At 73.5% G+C, this 25,638-nt stretch carries 22 protein-coding genes; 4 read left to right on the forward strand and 18 right to left on the reverse strand.

Annotation, left to right across the window (positions count from 1 at the left end; genetic code table 11):
• Nucleotides 1-7: 7 nt before the first annotated feature.
• The 3 genes from AB0E88_RS05265 to AB0E88_RS05275 all read left to right on the forward strand — a co-directional run bounded on the left by AB0E88_RS05265 (nt 8) and on the right by AB0E88_RS05275 (nt 3,054).
• Nucleotides 8-1,096: a glutamate--cysteine ligase gene (locus tag AB0E88_RS05265; RefSeq protein ID WP_361624050.1), complete on the forward strand. Its 1,089-nt coding sequence runs from the start codon at nt 8-10 to the stop codon at nt 1,094-1,096.
• A gap of 55 nt (nt 1,097-1,151) precedes the next feature.
• The gene (locus AB0E88_RS05270) at nt 1,152-1,295 is read left to right on the forward strand and encodes a hypothetical protein (protein ID WP_361624053.1); all 144 of its coding nucleotides are present in this window, start codon (nt 1,152-1,154) and stop codon (nt 1,293-1,295) included.
• Between the two features lie 136 nt (nt 1,296-1,431).
• The gene (locus tag AB0E88_RS05275; RefSeq protein WP_361624056.1) at nt 1,432-3,054 is read left to right on the forward strand and encodes an alkaline phosphatase D family protein; all 1,623 of its coding nucleotides are present in this window, start codon (nt 1,432-1,434) and stop codon (nt 3,052-3,054) included.
• 231 nt (nt 3,055-3,285) lie between these two features.
• Here AB0E88_RS05275 and AB0E88_RS05280 read toward each other — a convergent pair whose 3' ends face one another.
• The 6 genes from AB0E88_RS05280 to AB0E88_RS05305 all read right to left on the reverse strand — a co-directional run bounded on the left by AB0E88_RS05280 (nt 3,286) and on the right by AB0E88_RS05305 (nt 9,717).
• Nucleotides 3,286-3,828: a DUF3618 domain-containing protein gene (locus tag AB0E88_RS05280; protein ID WP_361624059.1), complete on the reverse strand. Its 543-nt coding sequence runs from the start codon at nt 3,826-3,828 to the stop codon at nt 3,286-3,288.
• On the reverse strand, nt 3,825-4,196 hold the full coding sequence (locus AB0E88_RS05285) for a phage holin family protein (RefSeq protein WP_361624062.1): 372 nt from the start codon (nt 4,194-4,196) through the stop codon (nt 3,825-3,827). Before AB0E88_RS05285 ends, AB0E88_RS05280 begins: the two co-directional genes overlap by 4 nt.
• 233 nt (nt 4,197-4,429) lie before the next feature.
• On the reverse strand, nt 4,430-5,995 hold the full coding sequence (locus AB0E88_RS05290; protein WP_361624065.1) for an NAD(P)/FAD-dependent oxidoreductase: 1,566 nt from the start codon (nt 5,993-5,995) through the stop codon (nt 4,430-4,432).
• Nucleotides 5,996-6,161: 166 nt separating this feature from the next.
• Nucleotides 6,162-7,310, reverse strand: coding sequence for a winged helix DNA-binding domain-containing protein (locus AB0E88_RS05295; protein ID WP_361624068.1), 1,149 nt, complete (start codon nt 7,308-7,310; stop codon nt 6,162-6,164).
• A gap of 294 nt (nt 7,311-7,604) precedes the next feature.
• Complete coding sequence (locus AB0E88_RS05300; protein WP_361624071.1) at nt 7,605-9,161, reverse strand: prenyltransferase/squalene oxidase repeat-containing protein; 1,557 nt, start codon at nt 9,159-9,161, stop codon at nt 7,605-7,607.
• 70 nt (nt 9,162-9,231) lie between these two features.
• On the reverse strand, nt 9,232-9,717 hold the full coding sequence (locus AB0E88_RS05305; RefSeq protein ID WP_361624074.1) for an NUDIX domain-containing protein: 486 nt from the start codon (nt 9,715-9,717) through the stop codon (nt 9,232-9,234).
• A gap of 141 nt (nt 9,718-9,858) precedes the next feature.
• Between AB0E88_RS05305 and AB0E88_RS05310 the strand changes: the two genes are divergently transcribed.
• Entirely contained in the window at nt 9,859-11,145 is a 1,287-nt protein-coding gene (locus AB0E88_RS05310) for a cytochrome P450 (RefSeq protein ID WP_361624077.1), read from the forward strand.
• Here AB0E88_RS05310 and AB0E88_RS05315 read toward each other — a convergent pair.
• The 12 genes from AB0E88_RS05315 to AB0E88_RS05370 all read right to left on the reverse strand — a co-directional run bounded on the left by AB0E88_RS05315 (nt 11,142) and on the right by AB0E88_RS05370 (nt 25,605).
• Nucleotides 11,142-12,248, reverse strand: a complete 1,107-nt coding sequence (locus AB0E88_RS05315) for a ferritin-like protein (RefSeq protein WP_361624080.1) — start codon at nt 12,246-12,248, stop codon at nt 11,142-11,144. The genes AB0E88_RS05310 and AB0E88_RS05315 overlap by 4 nt on opposite strands.
• Before the next feature lie 212 nt (nt 12,249-12,460).
• Nucleotides 12,461-12,877: an ATP-binding protein gene (locus tag AB0E88_RS05320; protein WP_361624083.1), complete on the reverse strand. Its 417-nt coding sequence runs from the start codon at nt 12,875-12,877 to the stop codon at nt 12,461-12,463.
• Between the two features lie 133 nt (nt 12,878-13,010).
• Nucleotides 13,011-14,510, reverse strand: coding sequence for an APC family permease (locus tag AB0E88_RS05325; RefSeq protein ID WP_361624086.1), 1,500 nt, complete (start codon nt 14,508-14,510; stop codon nt 13,011-13,013).
• 133 nt (nt 14,511-14,643) lie between these two features.
• On the reverse strand, nt 14,644-15,996 hold the full coding sequence (locus AB0E88_RS05330; RefSeq protein ID WP_361624089.1) for an aspartate aminotransferase family protein: 1,353 nt from the start codon (nt 15,994-15,996) through the stop codon (nt 14,644-14,646).
• A gap of 69 nt (nt 15,997-16,065) precedes the next feature.
• Nucleotides 16,066-17,538, reverse strand: coding sequence for an aldehyde dehydrogenase family protein (locus tag AB0E88_RS05335; RefSeq protein ID WP_361624092.1), 1,473 nt, complete (start codon nt 17,536-17,538; stop codon nt 16,066-16,068).
• A gap of 290 nt (nt 17,539-17,828) precedes the next feature.
• Nucleotides 17,829-18,758: a LysR substrate-binding domain-containing protein gene (locus AB0E88_RS05340; protein WP_361624095.1), complete on the reverse strand. Its 930-nt coding sequence runs from the start codon at nt 18,756-18,758 to the stop codon at nt 17,829-17,831.
• A gap of 129 nt (nt 18,759-18,887) precedes the next feature.
• A complete protein-coding gene (locus AB0E88_RS05345) occupies nt 18,888-20,303 on the reverse strand; it encodes an MFS transporter (RefSeq protein ID WP_361624098.1) in 1,416 nt (471 codons plus the stop codon).
• Nucleotides 20,304-20,367: 64 nt separating this feature from the next.
• Nucleotides 20,368-21,813, reverse strand: coding sequence for an aspartate ammonia-lyase (locus AB0E88_RS05350; protein ID WP_361624101.1), 1,446 nt, complete (start codon nt 21,811-21,813; stop codon nt 20,368-20,370).
• Nucleotides 21,814-21,898: 85 nt separating this feature from the next.
• The gene (locus tag AB0E88_RS05355; protein ID WP_361624104.1) at nt 21,899-23,167 is read right to left on the reverse strand and encodes a M20 family metallopeptidase; all 1,269 of its coding nucleotides are present in this window, start codon (nt 23,165-23,167) and stop codon (nt 21,899-21,901) included.
• Entirely contained in the window at nt 23,167-23,841 is a 675-nt protein-coding gene (locus AB0E88_RS05360) for a DUF1028 domain-containing protein (RefSeq protein WP_361624107.1), read from the reverse strand. Before AB0E88_RS05360 ends, AB0E88_RS05355 begins: the two co-directional genes overlap by 1 nt.
• A complete protein-coding gene (locus AB0E88_RS05365) occupies nt 23,838-24,308 on the reverse strand; it encodes a RidA family protein (RefSeq protein ID WP_361624110.1) in 471 nt (156 codons plus the stop codon). The genes AB0E88_RS05360 and AB0E88_RS05365 overlap by 4 nt, the downstream gene beginning before the upstream one ends.
• A 10-nt stretch (nt 24,309-24,318) precedes the next feature.
• Nucleotides 24,319-25,605, reverse strand: coding sequence for an NAD(P)/FAD-dependent oxidoreductase (locus tag AB0E88_RS05370; RefSeq protein WP_361624113.1), 1,287 nt, complete (start codon nt 25,603-25,605; stop codon nt 24,319-24,321).
• Nucleotides 25,606-25,638 lie beyond the last annotated feature (33 nt).

Consider the following 25,638-nt stretch of genomic DNA (forward strand, 5'->3'; position numbering starts at 1 on the left):
ACGACTGATGACAACCGTCGGTGTGGAAGAGGAGTACTTCCTGGTCGACGCCGCCACAGGACGGCTGAGCGCGTACGGCGAGAAGGTACGGGCCGCGGCCGGCCTGGGACAGTTCGTGGCCGCCGAGGAGATCCAGCTGGAGCTGTTGCAGGCGCAGGTGGAAGTTGCCACTCCGGTCTGTCACACGCTGGAGGAGGTCGGCGGGCACCTGCTGCGCCTGCGGCACGCGGTGGCGGAAGCGGCCGAGAGGTTCGGCTGCCGTGTCCTCGCCAGCGGCACCTCTCCGATGGTGCACGACGCTCCCGTGCAGGTCACGGACAAGGCCCGCTACAAGGCCATGCTGCGCCAGGCACCGCAACTCGTGGCCGAGCAGATGGTCAACGGCATGCACGTGCATGTGGCCGTGCCGAGCCGGCACAGGGGCGTGGAGGTCCTGAACCGTATGCGGCCGTGGCTGCCGACGCTGACCGCCATGGGGGCGAACTCCCCGTTGTGGGACGGTGACGACACCGGGTTCGCCAGTTGGCGCACCCTCGTCTTCGACCGGTGGCCGGTCAGCGGCATCCCGCCGTATTTCGCCGACGACGCGGACTACGACCTGCGCGTCCAGCGCCTGCTGGCCACCGGTGTGATCGCCGACCGGGGGCAGCTGTACTGGCAGGTGCGGCTGTGCGAGCGCTATCCCACGGTCGAGGTGCGCTGTGTGGACGTCCAGCCGCGAACGGACGACGCCGTGCTGTTCGCGGGACTGGTCCGCGGCCTCGCCCTGACCGCCATGCGCGAGGTCGCGGAGGGCCGTACGACGCCTGACGCGGAGCTGCTGAAGGCGGCGATGTGGCAGGCCGCGCGGCACGGTCTGAGTCAGGAGCTGATCGACCCGGACGGCAGGCGCTGTCGCGCCGGTGACGTGGTGTACCAGCTCCTTGAACATGTCGAGCCGGCCCTCGCCGAAGCGGGTGACGCGCGCCAGGTCACCGCGCTCGTGCACCGGCTGCTGCAGCAGGGGACGGGAGCGGACCGGCAGCGCATGGCGTGGGCGCGGGGCGGGCTGCCCGCGGTGATGGACATGCTCGCCGAGGCGACCGTGCTGCCGTGACGCGGCCGCGGTCGGACGTCGGCGACCGGACACGGGAACAGGATCGGAGCGGGACATGGACCAGGTGGGCGACAAGCCGGAGGAGGTGCGCAAGCACCTCGAGCGGGAACAGGCCGAGACCGGGACGAAGCAGCCGTCGAAGGAGGCCCGGCGCGAAAGCGAGGACTCGGACGGCTCGGCGGAACAGAGCGGGCAGTAGGACCCCGGCCGCGGTTGGCCGGAACCGCGGCGCGCACCGGTGCGCGGACCGTCCGCCGCCGCACCCTGTACGGTTCAACGGTCGTCGTTTCCGCCATCGTTCCCACCGTACGGTGCGACACAGGAGGTCCGTCGCCGTGGTCGATCTGTGTCTGGGGCCGCTGCTGAGGTACACCGACAGCTCGTGCGCGACGGTATGGGTGGAGACGAGCCGGCCGTGTGTCGCGCAGGTGCGCTGTTCGAACGGCGCGGGCGGCTCGGCACCGACCTTCCAGGTCGCCGGCCATCACTACGCGCTCGTCACGGTGACCGGGCTGCGGCCCGGTACCGCGCCGTCGTACGAGGTGTTCCTGGACGGCACCCCGGTGTGGCCCCTGCCGGACTCCCGCTTCCCGGCCTCCGTCATCCGGGTACGGGCCCCAGGGGACGATGTCCGCGTCACCTTCGGCTCCTGTCGCTGGGCCGCTCCCCCGGCCGACGGCAAGGATCCCGTCGGTGCCGACGCGCTCGACTCGCTGGCCGAGCGGCTGTCGGCCGACCCCGACGCGGAGCGCCCCGACGTCCTGCTGCTGCTCGGCGACCAGGTGTACGCCGACGAGACCAGCGAGGCGACGCGGAGCTGGCTGGCCGGCCGCCGGGACCTCCAGACGCCGCCGGGCAGTCAGGTCGCGGACTACGAGGAGTACTGCCGCCTCTACCACGAGTCCTGGCTCGACCCGGAGGTCCGCTGGCTGCTGTCCACCGTACCCAGCTTCATGATCTTCGACGACCACGACATCGTCGACGACTGGAACACCTCCGCCGCCTGGCTCGCCGACATGCGCGCCACCGACTGGTGGCAGAAACGGCTGCTGAGCGGCCTGATGTCCTACTGGGTGCACCAGCACCTGGGCAACCTCTCCCCCGCCGAACTGGCCGAGGACCCCACCTGGGCCGCCGTGCGCGCCACGCGGGACGGCACGGACGCGGTGCGCTCCCTCGCCGAGAAGGCCGATGCCGACCCCGCCTCGGTCCGGTTCAGTTACCGGCGCGACGTCGGCCGGGTCCGGGTGGCGATGGTGGACTCGCGGGCGGCGCGGGTCCTGAAGGAGGACGGCCGTGCCATGCTCGACCCGGGTACGGCCGACTGGCTGCGCGAGCAGGTGCTGGACGACGTGGGGTCGTACGACCACCTGCTGATCGGTACCTCGCTGCCCTGGCTGCTTCCCCATCTCGTGCATGACGCCGAGGCCTGGGACGCCGCGCTGTGCGCCGGAGAACGCGGACAGCGCTGGGCACGGTGGGGTGAACGTCTGCGCCGGGCGGCCGACTTGGAGCACTGGGCCGCCTTCCCCCGCTCGTTCGCCGACCTCGCCGACCTGATCGCCGAGGTCGGCTCACGGCCCGGGGCTCCCGCGACGGTGTGTGTGCTGTCCGGGGACGTGCACCACGGTTATCTCGCCCAGGCCTCGTGGCGCTCCGGCGGTCCCGCCCTCCCCGTCGTCCAGCTCACCTGCTCCCCGGTGCACAACTCCGTTCCGCTGTCGATGCGGTTCGGTTTCCGCTTCGGATGGAGCGCGCCGGCGCGTCTTCTGGGGCGCGTCCTCGCCCGGCACGGCCGATGCGCCCGGCCGCCGGTGAGATGGCGCAAGAAGGGCGGGCCGTGGTTCGGCAACCAGCTCATGACCCTGACGCTGCGCGGGCGCTCGGCCCGGCTGCGACTGGAACGCACCGGGGCGGACAGCTCCCTGCACACGGTGGACGCGCGCTCCCTCACCTGACGCCCGAGCCCCCGCCGTGGCAGGGCAGGTCGCTTACGGTGCGCGGCTTCGGATACCGGCGGGGTGTGACGGCGCCGCACGACGAGCAGGCCGGACGGACGCCGATCAGGCCGGAGGGACGCCGATCAGGCCGGAGGGCCGGCTGCTCGTGGCAGCCGGCCCTCTCTGTTCACCGCGCGTGTCCGCTGCGCCGGGTGCCCGTCGGGCGGCGCCGGCGCGGTCGAACACCGCTCAGCCCTTACGGCGGTACAGCAGCCAGATCCCGGTCGCGGCGGCGGCCGCCAGCAGCAGCCCCCGGTTGTCCCGGGCGAGCCGGCCGCCCCGGGCCGTCGTGCTCCGTACCGGCTCGGGCGCCTTGTCCTGCCACAGCCGCCCCGCCCTGGCCACTGTGCCGCGCGCCTGATCCGCGGCCTGGGCGGCCTTGTCCTTCACCGGATCGGGCAGCTTGTCCTGCACCCGGGCCGCTGCCTCGGCGGCCTTGGCCTTCACCTCACCGGCCTTGAGCGCCGCCTGCTCCTTGACCTCGGCCGCCTTCAGCGCCGCCTGCTCCTTCACCTCGCCGGCCTTGAGCGCCGCCTGTTCCTTCAGTTCGCCTGCCTTCGCGGTGGTCTGCTCCTTGACCTCGGCGGCCTTCTCCTGCGCGCGAGCCTTGACGTCCGTCATGGCCGCCAAGGCCTCCACGGTCTCCCCGAGTTCCTGGCGGGTCCGCGCCACCTGCTCGCGCAGTTCCTCGGGGCTCGCGGCGGTCGGCTCGTCGTGCGGGGGCTGGGTCATCGGTGGGCACTCTCCTTGATCTCGGCCACGTCGGCCTTCACGTTCTCGATGGTCTGCTGGGGTGTCGGGGGTGCGGCCCGGTCGACCTGCTTCTTCCCGGTGAGCGCCATCACCGCGGCGATCACCCCCAGGCAGGCGGTGACGATGAGGGCCGCGGCCCACACCGGGAGCGGCACCGCCAGGGCGGCGATCGCGGTGGCCACCAGGGCCTGGAGCATCAGGAACCCGACGAGGCCGGCTCCGCCGAACAGCCCGCCGCCCTTGCCGTACCGCTTCCCCTTCTCCTTCATCTCCGCCTGCGCCAGCCGCAGCTCGCCGCGTACCAGTTCGGTCAGCTGCTGCGAGGCCCGCTGCACCAGTTCGGCCACCGGCTCACCACTCGATGTGTGCTGCCCGGGGCCGGTAGGGGGTTGCGTACTCGGCACGACGATCACCTCCCGTCTCTCGCTTCGTCTGCCACCGGACGGTGCCGCGACACGGCCCGGTTCGCGCGCGAGTACCCGCACACGGCGAGTTCAGGGGGCCTGTCTCGAAACCCGGGCAGATCCCGGAACGCCGGCGGCCCGCCGCGCAGCGGTCCGGCGCGGAAGGGGCCGCCCGCTCATCCGCCGAGGACGGCCATCGCGGCGTTGTGGCCGGGGATGCCGCTCACCCCGCCGCCGCGCACGGCACCGGCGCCGCACAGCAGCACGTTGGGGTACGCGGTCTCCACGCCCCACCGCCCGGTCTCCTCGGTCGCGTACGGGAAAGCCAGCGCGCGGTGGAAGATGTTGCCGCCGGGCAGCCGCAGCTCCTTCTCCAGATCGAGGGGTGTCTTGGCCTCGACACAGGGACGCCCCTCCGCGTCGACGGCGAGGCAGTCGGCGATCGGCTCGTCGAGCACCGCGTCCAGCTCGGCCAGGGCCGCCTTGGTCAGCGCCTCGCGGGCACCCTCGTTGTCCTCGGTGAACAGCCTCGCCGGGGCGTGCAGCCCGAACATCGTCAGCGTGTGCCAGCCCCGTGCGGCCGGCTCGGGACCGAGGATGGTGGGGTCGGTCAGCGAGTGGCAGTAGATCTCCGACGGCGGGGCGGACGGGAGCCGGCCGCCGTCGGCCTCCCGGTAGGCGCGCGCCAACTGGTCGTAGCTCTCGGAGATGTGGAACGTCCCGGCGAAGGCCTCCTCGGGGGCGACGGCGGTGTCCCGCAGCCGCGGCAGGCGGCGCAGCAGCATGTTCACCTTGAGCTGGGCGCCCTCGGCGGCTTCGGCGGCGGTGTCGCCGAGCAGCGCGGCCAGGGCCTCGGGCGAGGCGTTGACGAGGACCTTGCGGGCGCCGACGGTGGCCTCGCCGGACCCGTCGTCGTACGTCACCGAGCTGAGGCGCTCGTCGGGCTCGATCCGGACGACCTCGTGCCCGGTGACCAGCTCGGCACCTGCTTCCCGGGCGACCCGGGCCAGCTCGCCGGTGAAGGCGCCCATGCCGCCGACCGGCACGTCCCAGTCGCCGGTCCCCCCTCCGATGACGTGGTAGAGGAAGCAGACGTTCTGGGCCAGCCCGGGGTCGTGCGCGTCCGCGAAGGTGCCGATGAGACCGTCGGTGAGGACGACACCGCGCACGACGTCGTCCCTGAAGCGGTCCTCGATGGCCACACCGAGCGGCTCCTCGAACAGCGTCCGCCAGGCGTCGTCGTCGCCGATACGGGCCCGCAGCTCCTCGCGGCCCGGCAGCGGCTCGGTGAGCGTCGGGAACACGCGCTGCGCGACCCGCGCGGTCATGCCGTAGAAGTCCCGCCAGGCGGCGTATTCGGCGTCGGAGCCGGTGAACTCCCGGAACGCCGCCCGGGTCCGCTCCTCGCCTCCGCCGACCAGCAGCCCGGTGGCACGCCCCGCACGCACGGCCGGGGTGTACGACGAGATGGACCGCTTGCGCACCTCGAAGCGTAGCCCGAGGTCGTTCACGATCTTCGCGGGGAGCAGGGAGACGAGGTAGGAATAGCGCGACAGCCGGGCGTCCACCCCCGCGAAGGCGCGGGTGGAGACGGCCGCGCCGCCCGTGGTGCCGAGCCGCTCCAGCAGGAGGACCGAGCGCCCGGCACGGGCCAGGTAGGAGGCGGCGACCAGGCCGTTGTGGCCACCGCCGACGATGACGACGTCGTAGACGTCCCTTGAGATCGCGGGGTTGCGAGGCATGTCTCTTGCTAACACGCGCGGAGCACGGCAACAAGAGCGTGAGCGAGGGGCCTCGTCGCAGCTCACAGCGCGGCGAGGAGGCTCCGGCTGACTGTCCGGTCAATCAGCTGTGCGGCGGGCGGACCCACCGCCGCTGGAGCCCCGAGACACCGTCACCCTCTCCGGGTCACGCCTTGACCGTGCGGATCTCGGCGCTGGGGAAGCCCTTGGTCCACCAGTGGCCGTAGTAGCCGTAGACCGCCGGATCGCGTGCGGTGAGCAGCGCGGCCAGTCTCTCCGCCTCCTCGGTGAGGCCGCGCCAGGCGACCCTGCCGAGCCGGTGGAAGGCGGTCAGCTCCAGCCCGCCGTCGTGTGCGCGCCATACTCCGGCGACCTGCCCGTCGACCAGGAGGCACGGGAGCGTGTCGCCGTTGCGCCGGGCGACCAGTGGCCGGTACTCCTCGGGGACGAGCCGTCCGGGGCCGGCATGGGCCAGGAGGGCGCTGTCCCACATGGGCAGCAGCCGCGGCGGCGCCGGGGTGTCCTCGGCCGGCACGGTGGCGTCCGGCACGTCGAGCAGGGGGGTGCGGCCGGGACCTGCCACGCGCACGAGCCGGTCGCCGAGCTCGTGCACGGCCTGTGTGATCACCGGGCTCGTCAGCAGGGTGAAGCGGGCGAAGTCCCGTGCCGACGCCGGGCCGAACGCCCGCAGGTAGGCGAGCAGCAGCTGCCGTACGCCGGCGGCCGCCTCCTGCGGATCGGCGTCGAAGGCGGCGGAATCGGCAGGAGCGGCGAGGTAGGCGTTCCGCTGCCGGAACGACCACGGGCCGCCGGTGGGCGCGTGGTGCACGGGCCCATAGGTGCGCAGCGCCCACCACACGCGCTGTGCGTGCTCGCCGAACCGTGCGGTGATCTCCTCCTCCATCTCGGCGCCGGTGCGGGGGCGGGCCAGGAACCCGGCGAGCTCGGGCAGCAGCGCGTCCGCGTCGGCGGGCGTCAACCCCGTCGCGGTGAACCGGCGGTCGTGGAGCCGGGCCCCGCGCAGTGTGCTCAGCATGGCCGCGCGGAAGGGGGCCCAGTCGTCGGCGTGCACGGCGTGCAGGGTGATCCGCATGAGCGTCGCCTTCACGATCCGGCGGTCCGCGAACGCCGCGTCGAGATCGTCGGGCGCGAAGTCCCGCACGCGGTTCCACAGCGCCAGGTACGGCGACGCCGGTGACTGCGCCTGGAGGGCGCAGACCCGGCGGACCGCCTCGACGACGTCGAGGTGCCGGCGTTCGAGCAGGAACTGACGGTCCAGGGTGGCCAGGGCGAGTCGGCGCGCGGTGAGTCTCACCCTCGGATTGTGCCGCGCCGGCCCGGGGACCACTGCGCACACCCGGAAACGGGGTGCTTCGCGACGGGCGTTGCCAGTGGCGGCGGATGGCGTGCGCGATCAACTGGTGTCGGACGGTGGGGAGTCCTTCGGCGCGCCCTCAGGTGCGCTGATGGACTCCCCGGGCCCGGGCAGCGGACGCTGCTCAGTGCCGCACCCCGGGCGGACGGGGTGGCCGGCGAGGACCGCCGTCACCTGCTGATGTCGGTGCGGCAACCGAACTGACCCGCAGGGACGACCGGTTCTCGGACGACGTCATCGCGCGACGCCGGCGGCCGGTGGCGTGGTGGCGTGGGCCAGGGCGAGCAGCACGAAGACGTCCGCCAGGACCGGTACGTCGAACAGCAGGGGCCGGGGGCCCGCCTGGTCGGGGCGGCTGCGGTAGCCGCCGTCGGGCTGCTGCCGGGCCACGAGGTGGGCGAGCGCCCGGTCGCGTGCGGGGCGATGGCCGGGCAGGCTGCTGAGGGCGATGACGGCGTAGGCCGTGGTGACCGGGTCACTGCTGTCGCCGCGGGTGTGTCCCCAGCCGCCGTCCTGGTGCTGCGTGGCGGTCAGGTGGCGCAGCGCCCGCTCGGCCGCCGCCGTGAAGGCCGGCGTCTCGGGGTGGTGCGGGTCCGTGCAGCGCAGGGCGAGCACCGCGCGGAAGATCGCGTTCGTGGCGCTGCGGCTCCAGCTGCGTTCGAACGTGCCGTCGGCCTGCTGACGCCGTGCGACGTGGCGGACGGCCGCGTGTACCGCTTCCCGGTGGGCCGGGTTGGGGGCCAGCGCGGTGGCCGCGGCCGCCGTCATGGCGATCTCGGAGCTGGTGCCGCGGGCGAAGGTGGGGAAGCCGCCGTCGGGGTTGCGGACGCCGAGCAGATACGCCTCCGCCGCGCCGATGGCCGCCCGGTGCCGCTCGGGTGCCGCCCGGCGCAGGAACTCCAGCGCGTAGCAGGTGTCGTCGACGTCGCTCTGCCGGACGCCGGGGTGGAAGCCGAATCCGCCGTCCGCGTTGCGGCGGACGGCCAGCGCGTCGGCCATGGCCGGCACTTCGGCGGCGGTCGGACGGATGCGGCACAGGGCGAGTCCGGCGACCGCGGTGGCGAAGAGGTCCAGGCCGTCGACGAAGGGCACCCCGCCGTCCGGGCGCAGCCGGCCGGCGATGTGCTTGAGGGTGTCGCCGAGGGCGGCACGGTGACGCGGGCAGTGGCGCAGGGCGAGCAGGGCGACCAGTTGCGCGAAGTTGTTGCGTTCCCAGGCGGGCCCGGGCTGAAGGGCCGGCAGGAGGGCGTGCCAGTCCGCGTCGCTCACCGTGGCGGTGCGGTGGGTGCCGTGGGCGGTGAGCACCTTCAGCGCCGTCATCTCCATCCGCAGCCAGCTCTGCTGGCCCGTCGCGTCGTACGCCTCCCAGGGGGCGGCGGGGTACTCGGCCGCTCCGAGTGCGGCGAGCAGGGTCTGGAACATCAGCCGCTTGCGGTCGGCGGTGAAGTGGTCGAAGGCACCGAGCCCGTCGCGCAGCGCTCCTTCCGCGTCGCAGTCCCGGCCGAGCGCGGCGTGGGCGACGGCGCGCTGCAGCGGGTCCGGCGGATCGTTGCGCAGCGCGGTGAGCAGGAAGGCGGTGAGGCGGCGGGCCGCTTCCGGTTCGGCGTGTTCCGCGTTCAGCAGGGCGAGGGCGAGTGCGGATTCCAGGACCCGGCCGGCGCACGGCGCGGGCAGCAGGCCGTCCGGTCCTACGGCGGCGGCGATCCGCCGGGCCAGCCGGTCACGGCAGCGGGTGACGGCGGCGTCGAGGTGAGCGGGCGTCGTGCCCGTGGGCGTCGGAGATGCGGTCACGGTGTCTTTCTCGCGTCGGGCGGGTGGGGGTACCCGGACAGGGGGGACAGGGTCTGCGCCGTGGCCCGGGTCAGGCGAACAGGCGGGTCAGGACGCGGTGTCCTTCGGGGACGAAGGGGCTCGGCGTCCGTGCGAGCAGCCGGCGCGGCGCAACGAAGAAGTGCTCGGCGATCTCCCGCGGGTCGACACGCAGAGCGGTCGGGATCTCCGCCAGATGCACGGCGAGCCAGCAGTCGCCGACCGGGGAGGCGCACCGGGTGCGCAGCACCTGGCGTGGTGCGGCCCGCACGCCCAGTTCCTCGCGCAGTTCACGGGCGGCCGCCGCCCGGTAGCTCTCCCCGGGCCGGGGACAGCCACCGATCAGGATGTCGTGGTGGGCGGGGTAGACCGGGGCTCGCGGGGATCTGCGGTAGACCAGGAGACGTCCCGCCCGGTCCAGGCACACGGTCGCGGCGACCCGGTAGCACAGTCCGCGGGCGGCGGCGCCTCCGCGTGGACCGCATGCCACGGGGCGGTCGTCCGCGTCCACGTAGTCCACGGTTTCCAGTGCCGTCACGCCGGTGTCCTCAACTGCCGTTGGCCGTTCTGCCTGCGGATACTACTGCACGTGATGATCAAGATCCGCAGGGTAATATTCTGGCCTGTCGCCGCGGTGCCGTCGTACGGGTACCGCCGGGCCGTCCCACTCAGGAGCGCCATGACCCTCGACGAGACCAGGAGCACGCCCGTGCGGGCTCCGCACGACCTGATCGAGCTGCTGCGGGAGGCCGCAGGGGCCGGCCCGGTCGCCGCCGTCCAGGTCGGCGGCCGGCCCTGCGTCCTGGTCACCGGACCCGAGCAGACGCAGCAGGTCCTGGCCAGGCGCCCGGACGTCTACGTCAAGCGGGGGCACCGCGCCCGGCTACTGCTCGGCGACGGTCTGATCTCCGCCACGGGTGAGGCCTGGAAACAACAACGCAGGCTGCTGCAGGCGCAGTTCACCCTCGCCGGGACCAGGCGCTGGGCGCAGCACATCACCGCGGCCGCAGAACGCGTCGCCGACGGCTGGGAGGCGGCCGTCGCCGCCGCCACGCCCGTGGACGTCGGGCAGGACATGCGGCTCTTCGCTCTCGACACCATCTGGCGTTCGCTGACCGGCACCGCCCTGGACGACGTGACGCGGCGCGAACTCGACGCCGTGGACACGGTGGTCGCCTCGCTGCCCACCACCGCCGGCGGCGCGCCCGAGCCGTCGCCCGCCGTCGACGCCGCTCTGCGGCAGATCGACACCACCGCCCACCGCGCCATCGCGGCCGCCCGGGCCGACCGCGCCCGGGACACCTCCGGCCCCTCCCTCACGTTGCTCGGCCTGCTCCTCGACGCGTCCGGGACCGACCCGCGCTACACGGACGCGCTCATCCGCGACGAGCTCGTGACGCTGCTCGTCGCCGGTCACGAGACCACGGCGCAGACGCTGTGCTGGCTCTTCGTCCTCCTCGACCAGCACCCGGACGTCCACGAGCGGTTCCTCACCGCCTACGCCGGTACACCGGACCCGGCCCGGCGCGACGCCCTGATCTGCGCCCTGGTCCAGGAGACGCTCCGGCTGTATCCGGCGGTCTGGCTCGTCCCGCGGCAGGCCGCGCGGGACGACGTCCTCGACGGGCATCCGGTGCCCGCCGGAACGAGCGTGCTGGTCTGCCCGTATCTCACCCACCGCAGCCCGGTCCTGTGGCCGGACCCCGAACGCTTCGACCCGTCCCGCTTCCTGCCGGGGGGCGAGCGGCCCGGCCACCCCGCCGCCTACCTGCCGTTCGGCAGCGGGGCCCGGGCCTGCCTCGGACAGCACTTCGCGCTCCAGGAGATGGTCACGCTGCTGCGCCTGCTGCTCCCCGTCCACCGGCCGCACCTGGCCCCCGCACCCCGCACGGCCGTCTTCGGCGCGAACCTGCGGCCCCAGGGGTCGCTGAGGGCGACGCTCGGCAGGGTGCGGTACGCCGGCTAGGCGAGGACGCGGAACTGGGGGCCGTACGTGCCCCGTGTGCCGGGGATCTCGGTCTCCATCAGCCGCACGGCGGGCTCCTCCAGCCCCCGCATCGCGTGGACGGCCGCGCCCAGGGTGCGGGGGCCGCCGCCCGCCCAGGTCTCGTCGAGGGTGTCCAGCAGCGTGGTGTAGACGGTGTCGAAGCGGTGCAGGAGCTGCTGCACCGGCGCCGCCGGCCGGGACCAGCCGCCCGCCGGGACGCGGGCCATCGGGCGCGCGTCGGGGAAGGGCACGGGTGGGCCGGTGAACTTCCAGCCGTTGTCCGTCTCCCTCAGTTGCCGGCCGTGGTAGATCTCGCTGAAGGCGTAGTAGTGCGCCGGGTGGTCGTCCTCGAAGGAGTCGGCGGGCGACCGGCTCGTGCCCTCGCCCTGCTCCCTGATGATGTCGAGGGAGCGCTCGACGTCGAGGAGGGTCTCGACCGGCCTGAGTTCGTCGGCGCCGATGTGCGCGGACAGCTGCCCCCGCGTCGACAGCTCCGGCGCCACGGCCCAGAAGCCGTTCAGCAGGTGGCCGTAGAAGGTGCCGACGGTGGGTGAGCTGCTCCCCGTCCGGGCGAGTGCTTCCTCCGGGGCTTCGACGGCCATCATCACGTCGTGGAGGAAGGGCTTGGTGAGGCCCGACAGGTACAGGGTCACCCCGGTGCGTACGCCGCCGGGCAGCGGGCCGGGGTAGGCGGCCGCCGCCGCCTTGATCCGGGGCCGGCCGCCCACCGCCACGAGCAGGTTGCACACCACGCCCAGGTGGTACATCTCGTCGTCGACGATGCGGCGGATCAGGCGCGCCGCCTCGCTGCCGCGGTTCTTCACGGACCACCAGGCGCACAGATACGGCGGGATGACGCAGAGTTCCAGCTCCACGGCGACCTGAAGAGCCGCCCTGAGCCATTCGACGCCGCGTCCCGCCTCGGGCACGGACAGCAGACGGGCCACGGAACCGGGATTCGACGGTTCGGGCGCGCTGCCGGGCGGTGCGGCGGCTGACGCGGGGCCGGCGACCGCGGTGGTCGACGCGCCGGCCGCCACAGCGGCGGACGCCAGGAAACTCCTGCGCTTGAACGGAGCCACAGCCGGCCTCTCCGCGTCTTCCCTCACACCCGCCACCCTCGCCTCGGCTCACAGTCGTGGCCCCGCCGCGCTGGAGGCGTCCGGGGCCCTCGGAACAGCTCGCGAAGCTAGCAGGGATCACCGCGGCCGAGAGGATCGACGGGCGCGAGCGGCGGCTCCACCACCCTGTCGGGCCAACCCGGCGGGGGGCGGAAGGCGGTCCGTTCCCCCCGTCAGCCGTCCTGCCGGGACGCCGGCCGGAAGCAGGCGATGACGCTCTTGCCGTGCGGGCAGGACTTGGCCGCCCAGTGGTCGGCCAGCGCGTCCATGAGCAGGATGCCGCGGCCCCCCGGCTGCAGCGCGTCGGGCCGGCGGGGGGCCGGCAGGACGGGTGAGGAGTCGTGCACGGCGACGTGCAGGCACTGGCCGTCCCAGGACATCACCAGCTGGGCGGAGCTGTGCCCGTGCACGTGCGCGTTGGTCACCAGTTCCGACACGACCAGCAGGACGTCGTCCGCCGTATCGGGTGCGCTGCTGGTCCAGCCGAGTTCGTCGAGATGGGCCCGCGCCCAGTCGCGTGCCGTCTTCACCTGACTGCTGAGCGGCAATGAGCGTGCCCAGCCCACCGCTCGAAGCGAACGTCCGTCCACGTTTTCCCTGCCTGTGCCGATGTCACGGGGTCGATGTGCGGCTACCCGCGCAGGGCGCGGGTAGCCATTCCACTTCGGGGTGGTCGGGGGTTCGCTTGTTCGGGCGGTGCGGCGGTCCGTCCTGGCGGCCCGGTCAGGACGGGCGCGTCGTCGCAGGTGAGGCGTCCGCGCGGCGCGCCACCGCCACACCGATGACACCGACGACGAGCAGGAGGGCGACGGTGCCGAGGGTGAAGGCCTCGAAAGCGGTGCGGGAGACGCCCCAGACGTCGCGGAAGACGTAGTCGATGCCGAAGAGCTGTTCCAGGACGCCGGGGAAGAGAGCCGACCACGAACCGATCAGGATCCACGCGTAGACGAGCGCCGCGCAGAGCAGGAAGCCGCGGTCGCCGAAGGGGACCCGGTACGGCCGCGGGACTTCCGGCCGGCGGACGCGGAGCAGGACCAGCGCGGGGACGACGACCAGGTAGGACAGCAGCAAGGTGGTCACGGCGACCGTGAGGACCACGGCGAACACGTCGGCCGCGTCACCGCCGGCGAAGCGCATCGCGGCGAGCATGAACAGCGTGGCCACGGCTCCGGAGAGCAGGTTGGTGCGCACCGGTGTGCCGAGGCGGGGGTGGAAGGCGCCCAGGGCGCGGGTGAAGAATCCGCCGTCGGCCGCCGCCATGGCCTGCATGCGGTCGCTGACGATCATCCAGGCGCTGCCCTGGGTCAGCAGGGCGAAGACGAACATCACGGCGGTGACCTTCAGCAGCGGGCCTGCGGCGCCGCCGTAGACGGTGAAGACGAGGCGGGCGCCTTCCATGAAGCCGCCGATGCCGGTGACCTGGTGGGCGGGCACGACGGCCAGGAGGGCGAGGACGGGCAGCAGGTAGCAGCAGGCGGCGACGGCGGCGGAACGGCCGAGTGCGGCGGGCACGTCGCGCTGCGGGTCGTGCATCTCCTCACCGGCGGCGTTCGGCGCCTCGAAGCCCACGTAGGCGAACAGCAGGATCGGCACCAGGGCGAGGAAACCGGCGGTGGTCGGCGCGAAGCCGGTGCCGGTCAGGCCGTGGAAGCCGTGCCGCACGCCGTAGAAGAGCGCGGTGAGGGTGAACCCGGCGAGGGCGAGGACCTTCGTCGCCGCGCCCGCCGTGGTGATCCACTTGCCGCGGCGCAGGGAGACGACCGCGGTGAGGATGGCGGCCCAGACGAACAGCAGCTTGAAGGTGTAGTCGGCCACGGTGCCCGAGCCCAGGTGGAAGACGAAGCCGTCCCAGGTCTGCGCGGCGAGGAAGACCAGGGAGCCGCCCAGCCAGATGGGGTTGGTCACCCAGTACATCAGCGTGGTGAGCGCGGCCGCCGGCCGGCCGAGGGCGAGTTTGACCCAGACGTAGGGGCCGCCCTCCTGGGGGAACGCCGCGCCGGTCTCGGCGAACAGCAGGGCGTAGGGGACGAGGAAGAGCAGGGCGATGGCCGCGGTCCAGGTGGCGGCCTCGCCGCCCCCGGTGGCGATCTGCCCGACGGTGTCGAAGGAGATGACCGCGGCGATGGCCATGGCGGTGATGTCGAAGCGTTTGAGGCTGCGTTGCAGATGGCCGTCCGCGGCCTGGGACGCGCGGGGGCGGGGCGTGGAGAGCTTGGAGGACACGGGCAGTTCCTAGGAGGGGAGGGAAGAGACTGCGGGGGCGCGTGCGCAGCGCCGCTACGGTGTGGGGTCCGTGTCGGGTGGTGGCGGTTGCGAGGGCCCGGCCGGCGCGGCCGGGCCCTCGGGAGTGCGGGTGTCAGACGGGGCGGATCTCGCCGGTCGGCTCGGTGCGCTCCAGGACGCTGCGCAGCGCGGACGCCGCTTCCTTCGCCTCGGCCTCGGTCATGATCAGCGGCGGGGACAGCACCAGGCTGTGCGCGGAGTCGCGGACGATGACGCCGGTCTCGCGGCGGATGACGTCGTGCGGCATGCGGTCGGGGTCCAGGGGCAGGGGTGCGCGGGTGGCGCGGTCGGCGACCAGTTCGACGGCGAGCATCATGCCGACCGAGCGGATCTCGCCGACGATCGGCAAGTCGCCGAGCTGTGACTGGAGTTCGCCGTGGAGGGCGGCGCCGAGGCCGGTCGCGCGGGCGAGGAGGCCCTCCTGCTCGATGATGTCCAGGTTGGCGGTGGCCACCGCCGTGGCGACGGGGTGGCCGTTGTAGGTGTAGCCCATGGGGAAGCCGTGGTCGCGCAGGAGGACCTCGGCGACGTGGTCGCCGACGAGCAGCGCGCCGAGCGGCACATAGCCGGAGGTGATGCCCTTCGCGGTGACGATGATGTCCGGGGTGACCCCGAAGTACTGGGCGGCGAACCACTCGCCGACGCGGCCGTAGGCGGTGACGACCTCGTCGAAGATCAGCAGGATGCCGTGCCGGTCGAGGACCTCGCGCACCCGGGGCCAGTAGTCGGCCGGCGGGACGAGCATGCCGCCGACGCCCATGATGGGCTCGCCGATCATCGCGGCGATGTTCTGCGGGCCGATCTCCGCGATGCGCTCCTCCAGCTCCCGGATGAGGAAGTCGGCCGGGTCCTGGCCGTCGTACAGCTCCGAGCGGTAGGGCCACGGGGGCGTGAGGTGGGAGACGTGCGGCATCATCGGGGCGAAGCCCTCGTGGTAGACGGGGAAGCCGGTGGCCGAGCCGCCGCCGTAGCCGATGCCGTGGTAGGCCTTGCTGCGGGCGAGGATCCAGGTGCGGCTGCTCTCGCCGCGCCGGTGGTGGTAGTAGCGGGCCATCTTGATGGCCGCCTCGTTGCCCTCGGAGCCGCCGGAGGTGAAGTAGACGTGGTTCAGCGGGTCGGGGGCGAGGGAGGCGAGGCGCGCGGCGAGTTCGATCGCCCGCTCGTTGGAGAACTCCCAGAAGCTGGTGAAGTATTCAAGCTTCGTCATCTGCTGGTGGGCCACGTCGGCCAGTTCCGTGCGGCCGTGGCCGACCTGGGCGAGCCAGAGGCCGCCGGTGGCGTCGAGGTAGCTGCGGCCCTCGGTGTCGGTGAGGCGGCAGCCGGAGCCGGAGGTCATGACGACGCGTTCGGTGGCGCTGCCCGGCAGGTAGGGGTGGATGATGTGCGCGCGGTCCAGGCGGATGAGGTCTGCGGCGTCGGGCGTCATGGGTGGGTGCGTCCTTTGCTTCGGTGGTGATGGGTGGGTGGCCGGTGTGCGGCCGTCGGGTCCGCGCGGTCAGCCGTACGCGATCCAGGTCGTCTTGCGGCCCGTGTACTTGTCGAAGGAGTGCAGGGAGAGGTCGCGGCCGTGGCCGGACTGCTTGAAGCCGCCGAAGGGGGTGGCCGGGCTGAGCGCGTCGACGGTGTTCACGGACACGGTGCCCGCGTGGAGGGCGTCGGCGACGCGGTGGGCCCGGGCGAGGTCCCGCGTCCACACGGACGCGGCCAGTCCGTAGGCGGAGTCGTTGGCGAGGCGGACGGCCTCGGTCTCGTCGCGGAAGGGCAGCACGGTCAGCACCGGGCCGAACAGCTCCTCGCGCCACAGCGGTGCGTCGGGGCCGAGGCCGGTGACGACGGTGGGGTCGAGGTAGGAGCCGTCGCGGTCGGGGCGGGTGCCGCCGCACACGAGGGTGCCGTCCGATGACGCGAGGGCGGCGAGGACGCGGTCCACCTGGGCCTCGTCGACGAGCGGTCCGAGGCGGGTGGCCGGGTCGAGCGGGTCGCCCGGCCGCCAGGTGCGGGCGTGTGCGGCGACCCGGGCGGTGAACTCCTCGGCCACCGTGGCCTCGACGAGCAGACGGGTGTTCGCGGAGCACACCTGCCCCGCGTTGTAGGCGAAGCCCCAGGCGGCGCGTTCCGCGGCGGCTTCGAGGTCGGCGTCGGCGAAGACCAGGTTGGGGCTCTTGCCGCCGGCTTCGGGCCAGACCTGCTTCATGTTGGACTGGGCGGCGTAGGCGAGGAAGCGCTTGGCCACGGCGGTGGAGCCGGTGAAGACCAGCGTGTCGACGTCCGGGTGAAGGCCGAGCGCCCGCCCGGTGCTCTCCCCCGGGCCGGGAACGACGTTCAGCACGCCGTCCGGCAGACCGGCCCGCGCGGCGAGCTCGGCCAGCAGCAGCGCCGACAGCGGGGACTGCTCGGCCGGCTTCAGTACGACGCTGTTGCCGGCCGCCAGGGCGGGCGCCAGCTTCCAACTCGCGATGTCCAGCGGGAAGTTCCACGGCACCACGGCGCCGACGACACCCAGCGGGGCGCGGCGCACGAGGGCCAGGTTGCCGGGCGGGGCCGGGGCGATCTCGTCGTACAGCTTGTCGACGGCCTCCGCGTACCAGGCGAAGACGCCGGCCGCGCCCGGCACGTCGGTGCCGTGCGACTCGGCGATGGGCTTGCCCATGTCGAGGGTGTCGCAGAGGGCGAGTTCCTCGCCGTGTTCCTCGATGAGGCGGGCGAGGGCGAGCAGGACCCGCCGGCGCTCCGCCGGTGCGGTGCGTGACCAGCGGCCGTCCTCGAAGGACGCGCGGGCGGCGGCCACGGCCCGGTCGACGTCGGCGGCGGAGCCGGCCGCCACGTGGGCGGTGGCCTTGCCGGTCGCCGGGTTGACGGTCGGGAACCAGTGGTCGTCGGCGGGGTCGGCCCACGCTCCGTCGATGAACAGGCGGGTGCGGGGGGCGAGGTCGGCGGCGCGCTGCCGCCAGTGGGCGTACGTCTGCATGCGGTGGCCTTCGATTGCGTCGTCGGGCGTGGCGTCTCGGGGGCGCCTCGAAGCGGCGGGCGCGGCGAGGGCGGGGCCGGTGACGGGGCACCCGCAACCATTCTTTGAGTTGAGATTCAAACAATGGAGGGACTGCCCGTCAATGGGAAGGGCAGTAACTCTTCATCGGAATTGACGGGAACAGCAAAAAACCGGCCCGCTCTGCGAAAGCAGGGCGGGCCGGCTGGTCATGAGGCGGCGATCTCCGGCCGCTCGGGCCTCGGCGGGCCGGGGGCGGCGATCCCGCGCGCTCAGGACTCGGCGGGCCGGGCGGCGGCGATCTCCCGCAGGAGGTCCATCACCGCTCGGGCGCGGGCGGTCTGGGTCATGCCGTCCACCGAGGCGAGTTTGACCTCGAGCGGGGGGCCGCCGTCCCGCAGCCGGAGTTCGGCGACCTCGCCGCCGCCGTAGGTCTGGCTGGTGGCGGGCCGCTGGTTGAGCACCGAGTAGCCGAGCCCCTGGGCCACGAGGGAGCGCACGGTCTCGTAGCTGCGGGTGCGGTAGCGGACGTCGGGCGCGGTGCCGGTGGCGGCCACCAGCGAGCGGAAGTAGTCACGGCTGTGGGCGAGGTCCAGCAGGACGAGCGGTTCCCCGGCCAGGTCGGTCAGCTCCACGCTGTCCTGGCCGGCCAGCGGGTGATCGGCGGCGACGATGACGTAGGCCGGGGCGCGGGCGATGGTCTCGCCGCGCAGGCCGGGCTGGGCGGACAGCCCGAGGTCGTAGGTGAGGGCGAAGTCGACGCGCCCCGCTGCCAGGGCCTCGACGAGCTGGTCCGTCTCGGCCTCCAGCACGTCGATCTCGATACCGGGATGGCGCCGGGTGCACTCGCTGAACAGGGGCGGCAGATAGGAGGGGGCCAGGGTCACGAAGCAGCCGACGGTCACGGGGCCGGAGATCGTCTCGCCGTCGCCGCGGGCCTCCCGTGCGACCTCGCGGGCCCGGGCCAGCAGGTCGCGGGCCTGCTGCTGGAGCCGCTCGCCGGCGGGGGTGAGCGTCAGGCCCCGGCCCCGCCGGCGGATGAACAGCTGCACCCGCAGGTCCCGCTCGAGGTTGTAGATGGCCGCGGACACGGCGGACTGCGCGATGTGCAGTTCCGCCGACGCCTCCGTCATCGAACCCCGCTCGGCCGCGACGAGGAAGTAACGCAGCTGAACGAGCGTGAAACCCACTGGTGACGACATACATGAACCTCGCGCCTGGTGACCTTGTCGGGGACGACCTTATGCGGCTCCCGCCCGGTCGGCGGCCCCCGGGAGCCGGCCGGCGCCGCCCGGGCGCGCGCCGGCTAGCGGGTCCCGGGCGCGCACCGGCTAGCGGGTCCCGGGGGCGGTCGGCGCCCCGGGCAGGTCCCGCGGGGCCGGCGGCCTGCGCACCTCCTGGCCCGCGGTCGTGCCCTCGGCGCCGTCCTCGGGGCGCAGCAGCGCCGACCCGGCGGTCTCCCGCAGGGACAGCGCGGCGACGAGCCCGCCGGCGGCGAACACCATCAGGTACGGGCCGGGCACCAGGGTGCTGCCGGTCGCGGAGATGAGCACCGTCATCAGGTACGGCACCGTGCCGGCGAACAGCGCGGCGGTGAGGTTGTACGCGACGGACAGACCGCTCTGCCGGGTGCGGGTGGGGAAGATCTCCGCCGACCACACCGCGTACGTGCCGAGGATCGCCGCCAGGATCACACCGAGCAGCAGCCCCGCGACCCAGGTGCCGGTGAGCCCGGTGCGCATCAGCCAGAAGGCCGGGGTGGAGACCACCAGGAGGGCCGCCGTCGCGCCGACGAACACCGGCTTGCGCCCCACCCGGTCGGAGAGCAGCCCGAACACCGGCACCAGGACCAGTCCGAGCAGCGAGATCACCGTGGACAGCAGGGCGGCGCCGTCGGCGGAGTGGCCCAGGTGGTCGGTCTCGTAGGTGACGAGGTACGTCAGCACGGCGTAGAAGGGCACATGCATCGCCGCCATCAGGCCCGCCGCCTGGAGCAGTTGCCGCTTGTGGGAGCGCAGCAGTTCCCGTGCGGGGCTGCGCGGGACCGAGCCGCCCGCCTCGAGCATCCGGTACTCGGGCGTGTCCTCGATCTTGTTGCGGATGACGTAGCCGATGACGCCGAGCGGCGCGGCGACGAGGAAGGGGATGCGCCAGCCCCAGGACGTCAGCTGCGCGTCGTCGAGTCCGGTGGACAGCAGCAGGAACGCGAACGAGCCGGCGAGGAAGCCCAGCAGGGAGCCGACCTCCAGCCAGCTGACGCCGCATCCGCGCCGGCGCCGGGGCGCGGATTCGGCGAGGAAGCTCGCCGCGCTGCCGAACTCGCCGCCCGCGGCGAATCCCTGGATCAGGCGCAGGACGACCAGGAGCACCGGGGCGGCGGTGCCGATCGAGGCGTAGCCGGGCAGCAGTCCGATCGTCAGGGTCGCGCCGGACGTCAGGAAGATGACCAGCGACAGGGTGCGCTTGCGGCCGATCCGGTCGCCGAGCGGCCCGAACACCAGGGCCCCGACCGGCCGGATGCCGAACGACACGGCGAACACGCCGAAGACGGCGAGCAACCCCGTCGTGCTGTTCTCGGCCGGGAAGAACACCGTGGCGACGGTGCCGGCGAGATAGGCGTAGGCGGCCCAGTCGAACCAGTGCACGAACACGCCGACGGCACCGGCGGCGACGTTTCTGCGCAGGGCGACCGCGTCGGCGGTCACCGCGGCCTCGGCCGGCGGGACGCCGATGTCTCTGGTGCGCATGCGCACCTCCTTGGGGATGGGATGGGGAAGCCGGAGCCGAGCGGGGGCTTGCGGCGCGGTGTCCTCAGTGCGCCGCGGGCCGGCCTGACAGGGCGGCGGGGCTGGTGAGGGCGCGCAGTTCCGCCTCGGTGAGCAGTGCGCGCTCACGGACCAGGTCCAGCGCGGGCCGGCCGGTGTGGTGCGCCTCCAGTGCGAGGGCGCACGCGGTCTCGTAACCGAGTGCCGGGCTGAGCGCGGTGACCACACCGGTGGAGGCGGCGACGGTCCGGGCGAGCCGGTCCCGGTCGGCGGTGATGCCGCGGACGCAGGCCTCGGTGAGGACGCCGATCCCCGCGGTGAGGTGGTCGAGGCCGGCGCTCAGGGACCGGTAGATCACCGGCTCGAAGGCGTTCAGCTGGAGCTGGCCGCCCTCGGCGGCGAGGGTGACGGTCACGTCGTTGCCGATGACCTCGAACGCGATCTGGTTGACCGCCTCGGGGATCACGGGGTTGACCTTGCCGGGCATGATGGACGAACCGGCCTGGCGCGGCGGCAGGCTGATCTCGCCGAGGCCGGCCTGCGGCCCCGAGGACAGCAGGCGCAGGTCGTTGCAGATCTTGGACAGCTTCACGGCGATGCGCTTGAGCGCACCGGACAGCTGGACGAAGACGCCGACGTCCTGGGTGGCCTCGATGAGGTCGGGCGAGGACACCAGGGTCGGTGTGCCGGTCAGCCGGCGCAGGTGCTCCAGCGCCCGCTCACGGTACCCGGGGCGGGCGTTGAGACCGGTGCCGATCGCCGTGCCGCCGAGATTCAGCTCGTGCAGCAGCAGCCGGGCCTCCGCCAGCCGCTGCTCGTCCTCGGCGAGGGTCGCGGCGAACGCCCCGAACTCCTGGCCCAGCGTCATGGGGACGGCGTCCTGCAACTGGGTGCGGCCCATTTTCAGCACGTCCGCGAACTCGGCGGCCTTGGCGGCGAACGCCTCGCGCAACCCGGCCAGCGCGGCCAGGAGTTGCGCGATGTGCGCGTCCAGCGCGAGTTTCACGGCGGTCGGATAGACGTCGTTGGTGCTCTGCCCGAGGTTGACGTGGTCGAGGGGGTGCAGGGCCGTGTACTCCCCGCGGGGCCGGCCCAGCAGCTCCAGGGCCCGGTTGGCGACGACCTCGTTGGCGTTCATGTTGGTCGAGGTGCCCGCGCCGCCCTGGATGAGGTCGACGACGAACTGCTCGCGCAGCGCGCCACCCCGGATTTCGGCGCAGGCCTCCTCGATCGCCGAGGCCCGTGTGCCGTCCAGGGCGCCGACCTCGGCGTTGGCGCGCGCCGCGGCCTGCTTCACCGCCGCCAGGGCGCCGATCAGGTACGGCCGGGCGGCGAGCGTCTCCCCGGTGAGGGGGAAGTTGGCCACCGCCCGGACGGTGTGCGCGCCGTAGTAGGCGTGCGCCGGCACGTCCACCTCGCCGAGCATGTCGTGCTCGACGCGGTGCCGCTGCTGTGGCGGGGCGGGGCGCTGGGGGCCGGACGTCAGGGACATCGGTGTCCTCCGGGTCGTGGGAAAACGGGGGTCACGGCGGCGGCTGCGCGGCGGCTCCGAGCGGCCGGGCAGGCCGCCGTCCGCGTCACGTCCTTCCTCCGCCGCCCGCCATGGCGCGGTCCACGCCGGTCCAGGCCAGCGCGACCGCCCCGTCGAGCAGGGCCCGCTCGGCCGGCCCGCCCACGCAGTGCGCGGCGAACTCGTGCTGGTGGTTGGTCGCGGGCAGGGAACCGATACCGATGTAGGGGTGGATGGCCGGCACCACCTGCGAGACGTTGCCCATGTCGGTGGAAGCGCGGTTCATCCGGGCGGCCTGGCCGGGCGGCGCGAACTCCCGCCCCAGGGCAAGGGCGTTGGCGCGGTAGTGCCCGAGGGCGCTGCCGTCCGTGCGGAACTCCGCGTACGGCTTGCTCTCCGGCTCGATCTCCAGCGCGCAGCCGGTCGCGAGGGCACCGGCCTCGAAGGCCCGCATCACCCGGGGCTCCAGCTCGGCCAGTTCGGCGAGGGTCTGCGCGCGCACGTACCAACGGCCCGTGGCGCGTTCCGGGATGGCGTTCGGGGCGTCCCCGGCGTGCGTGACCACGCCGTGCACGCGGGCCGAGGCCGGCAGCTGCTGGCGCAGCAGGCCGATCGCGACCTGGGCCACGGTGAAGGCGTCGGCCGCGTTGACTCCGGCCTCCGGATAGGCCGCGGCGTGCGCGGACCTGCCGGTGTAGGAGATCCTGGAGTGGCTGACGGCGAACGGGCGGGCCTCGGCGACGTCGACCGGGGCCGGATGCACCATCATCGCGAGGTCCACTCCGGCGAAGGCTCCTTGGTCCAGCATCTCGATCTTGCCGCCGCCGCCCTCCTCGGCGGGGGTGCCGTACACCTCGACGGTCAGGCCGGCGTCGTCGGCGACGGCGGCCAGGCCGAGGGCGGCACCGACCGAGGACGCCGCGATCAGGTTGTGCCCGCACGCGTGGCCGAGGCCGGGGAGCGCGTCGTACTCCGCGCACAGCGCGATCCGCAGGGGCCCGCTGCCGAACCGGGCGTGGAACGCCGTGTCCAGGCCCAGGTAGGAGGAGGTGACGTCGAAGCCGGCGCGGCCGAGGAGTTCCGGTACGGCGGCAGCGGCGCGGTGCTCTTCCCAGGCGGTCTCCGGGTCGGCGTGCAGCCGCTCGGACAGGCCGATCAGTCCCTCGGCGTGACGGTCCACCGCCTGCCGAGCGGCCTCCTTCAGCGCGCCCACGGCCGCCTTCCCGGGCGCGCCCACGCCTGTCTTCACCGGCGCACCCACGGCCGTCTCCGCCGACGCCCGCGCGGCCGTCCGCTTCGGCGCACCCTTGGCCGCCGTCTCCCTCGGCGCGCTCATCACAGGTCGCCCGGGACGCCGTACGACGGCGCGGAGGCCGGGTCGAGGCCGCGCCGCACGTAGTCGTCGCGCTGCGGCAGCCAGACCTCGACGAGTGCGGCGAGCCGCTCCACGGGATCGTCGGCCCAGTCCACCCGCAGGTCGCTCACCCGCCAGTCCACGTCCGCGACGACCGCCAGACCGGCGGAGTGCACCGGCCCCTCCTCGCCGCCGGCGGCGACGGCGGCCCGCAGCGCGGTGAGCAGCCGCTCCTCCAGCTCACCGGTGGCGGAGGCGTACGCGTCGAGGAGGACGCCGGGGATGTGCGTGCCGGAGAGCATGTTGCCCGCCGCCACCGCCCCGTCCGCGGTGACCGCGGCGTGCGTGCCGAGCGTTCGCGCGCCGCTGTGGGCGAATCCGGGGCCGGTGCGGCCCAGCACGGTCAGCTGCCGGTACTCGATCGTCTTCGCGGTGTCCGGCGCGCCGGTGACGTCGGCCAGGGCGCGCTCGGCGTCGCCGTGGCGGGCCAGTGCGTCGAGCAGGCGCGTGCCGAGGGTGGGGTCGGTGACGTTCTGCGACGCGGCGGCGCCCACCCCGGGCCGCAGATGGGCGACGCGGGCGGCGACCGCCGGGCTCGACGAGCTCGCCACGACGCCGAACCGGTCACCGTCGCGTACCACCAGGGAGAGGGTCATGCCCGGTCCTCCTCGGGGATCACGGCGACGGCGTCGATCTCGCACAGCCACTCCGGGCGGGCGAGGGCGGAGACGACCAGGCCGGTGGAGATGGGGTGCACGCCCTTGGTCCAGCGGCCCACGGTGCGGTACACCGCCTCGCGGTAGCGCGGGTCGATCAGGTAGATGGTCAGCTTGACCAGGTGCTCCATCCGGCTGCCCGCTTCCTCGAGCAGCATCTTGATGTTGGCCATGGCCCGCTCGGCCTGCGCCTCGGCGTCGCCGATGCCCACGGACTCGCTGGTGTCGAGGTCCTGGCCGATCTGACCCCGGACGTACACGGTGGCGCCGGCGACGACGGCCTGGCAGAGGTCGTTGTCCAGGCTCTGCTCGGGATAGGTGTCGCGGGTGTTGAACGGACGGATGCGGGTGTGACCGCCGCTGACGATCGGGGGGTTCACCCGGCGGCCCTCGCTCGTGGACGTCATCGTCTTCTCCTCAGTTCCCGGCGGTCGCCGGCGCGGCGCCGGACCGTTCGGTGGTGCCGTACGCGAGGTAGCCCCGCTGGATGGTGATGTGGTCGGCGATGTGGCGGGCGTCGTGCCACACGCCCCACAGGAAGCTGGACCCGCGGCGGGACAGCCAGGGCAGGCCCAGGAAGTAGACGCCGGGCTCGCGGGACACTCCCCGCCGGTGGCTGGGGCGGCCCTTGTCGTCGAACGCGTCGACCTGGAGCCAGCCGTAGTCGGTGGCGAAACCCGTCGCCCAGACGATCGAGGTGACGCCGGCCCCGGCCAGGTCGAGTTCCAGGCGCGGTGTGCGCACGCAGTCGGGGTCCGGCCCGAGGAGGCGGGCTTCGGGTTCCTCGGGGAGGTCGAGCCCGTTGCGCTCGACGTAGGCGTCGGCCTCCGCCAGGAAGGCGAGGTACTTGGCGTCGCCGTCCGCGATGTTCGTGGCGAGATCGGGCGCGAAGCGCAGGACGCCGTTGCCGTACGAGGCGGTCAGGCCGACGAGTTCGACACCGCGGGCGGCCAGGGCGCGGAAGTCCACGGTGTGGCCGCCGCGGGCGCCGCTGACCGCGATGGTGACGTGCTCGGCCCCCTGGGGAGGCGTCTGAGCGTCCCAGATCCCGAGGACGCCGAGCCACCAGCAGAAGTCCCGTCCGCGGTACCGGCGGGGAGGGCGGTCGTGGGGCCCCACGGAGAGCAGGACCCGGCGGCCGGAGCGGCGCAGTTCGTCGGCGATCTGCACGCCCGAGGAACCGGCTCCGACCACGAGAACCGCGCCCTCGGGCAACTGCTCCGGGTTGCGGTAGCCGCTGGAGTGCAGCTGCACGGGGACGGCGCCGTCCGGGACGATGGGCGGGATCACCGGCCGCTGGAAGGGTCCGGTCGCGGCCACGACGAACCGCGCGTCGACGGTGCCCTGTGAGGTCTCGACCCGGAAACCGGGCCGGCCGGTGTGCCGGCGCACCGACGTCACCTCGACGCCGCACCGGACGGGGGCGCCGATCTTCTCGGCGTACGCGGCCAGGTAGTCGGCGACCTGCTCCTTCGAGGCGAACCCGTCGGGGTGGACGTCGGGGAATTCCAGGCCCGGGAAGCGGTCGTGCCACGCGGGTCCGTTCGCGACGAGGGAGTCCCACCGCTCCGAGCGCCACCGCTCGGCGACCCGGTGCCGTTCCAGGACCATGTGCGGTATGCCATGGGCTCCCAGGTGCTCGCTCATCGCCACGCCGGCCTGACCGGCCCCGACGACGACTACTTCGGTCTCTTCACTCGGCATGTCAGCCTCCACTCAGGCGGTAGCCCATCCCGG

Source organism: Streptomyces sp. NPDC028635 (assembly GCF_040637635.1).
Lineage (GTDB): Bacteria > Actinomycetota > Actinomycetes > Streptomycetales > Streptomycetaceae > Streptomyces.

Coding starts and splice junctions, on each gene's coding strand:
- AB0E88_RS05370 (WP_361624113.1), bottom strand. CDS start 25,605: ATGCCGAGTGAAGAGACCGAAGTAGTCGTCGTCGGGGCCGGTCAGGCC.
- AB0E88_RS05365 (WP_361624110.1), bottom strand. CDS start 24,308: ATGACGTCCACGAGCGAGGGCCGCCGGGTGAACCCCCCGATCGTCAGC.
- AB0E88_RS05290 (WP_361624065.1), bottom strand. CDS start 5,995: ATGCCTCGCAACCCCGCGATCTCAAGGGACGTCTACGACGTCGTCATC.
- AB0E88_RS05340 (WP_361624095.1), bottom strand. CDS start 18,758: ATGTCGTCACCAGTGGGTTTCACGCTCGTTCAGCTGCGTTACTTCCTC.
- AB0E88_RS05360 (WP_361624107.1), bottom strand. CDS start 23,841: ATGACCCTCTCCCTGGTGGTACGCGACGGTGACCGGTTCGGCGTCGTG.
- AB0E88_RS05265 (WP_361624050.1), top strand. CDS start 8: ATGACAACCGTCGGTGTGGAAGAGGAGTACTTCCTGGTCGACGCCGCC.
- AB0E88_RS05335 (WP_361624092.1), bottom strand. CDS start 17,538: ATGCAGACGTACGCCCACTGGCGGCAGCGCGCCGCCGACCTCGCCCCC.
- AB0E88_RS05310 (WP_361624077.1), top strand. CDS start 9,859: ATGACCCTCGACGAGACCAGGAGCACGCCCGTGCGGGCTCCGCACGAC.
- AB0E88_RS05280 (WP_361624059.1), bottom strand. CDS start 3,828: ATGACCCAGCCCCCGCACGACGAGCCGACCGCCGCGAGCCCCGAGGAA.
- AB0E88_RS05355 (WP_361624104.1), bottom strand. CDS start 23,167: ATGAGCGCGCCGAGGGAGACGGCGGCCAAGGGTGCGCCGAAGCGGACG.
- AB0E88_RS05270 (WP_361624053.1), top strand. CDS start 1,152: ATGGACCAGGTGGGCGACAAGCCGGAGGAGGTGCGCAAGCACCTCGAG.
- AB0E88_RS05330 (WP_361624089.1), bottom strand. CDS start 15,996: ATGACGCCCGACGCCGCAGACCTCATCCGCCTGGACCGCGCGCACATC.
- AB0E88_RS05350 (WP_361624101.1), bottom strand. CDS start 21,813: ATGTCCCTGACGTCCGGCCCCCAGCGCCCCGCCCCGCCACAGCAGCGG.
- AB0E88_RS05345 (WP_361624098.1), bottom strand. CDS start 20,303: ATGCGCACCAGAGACATCGGCGTCCCGCCGGCCGAGGCCGCGGTGACC.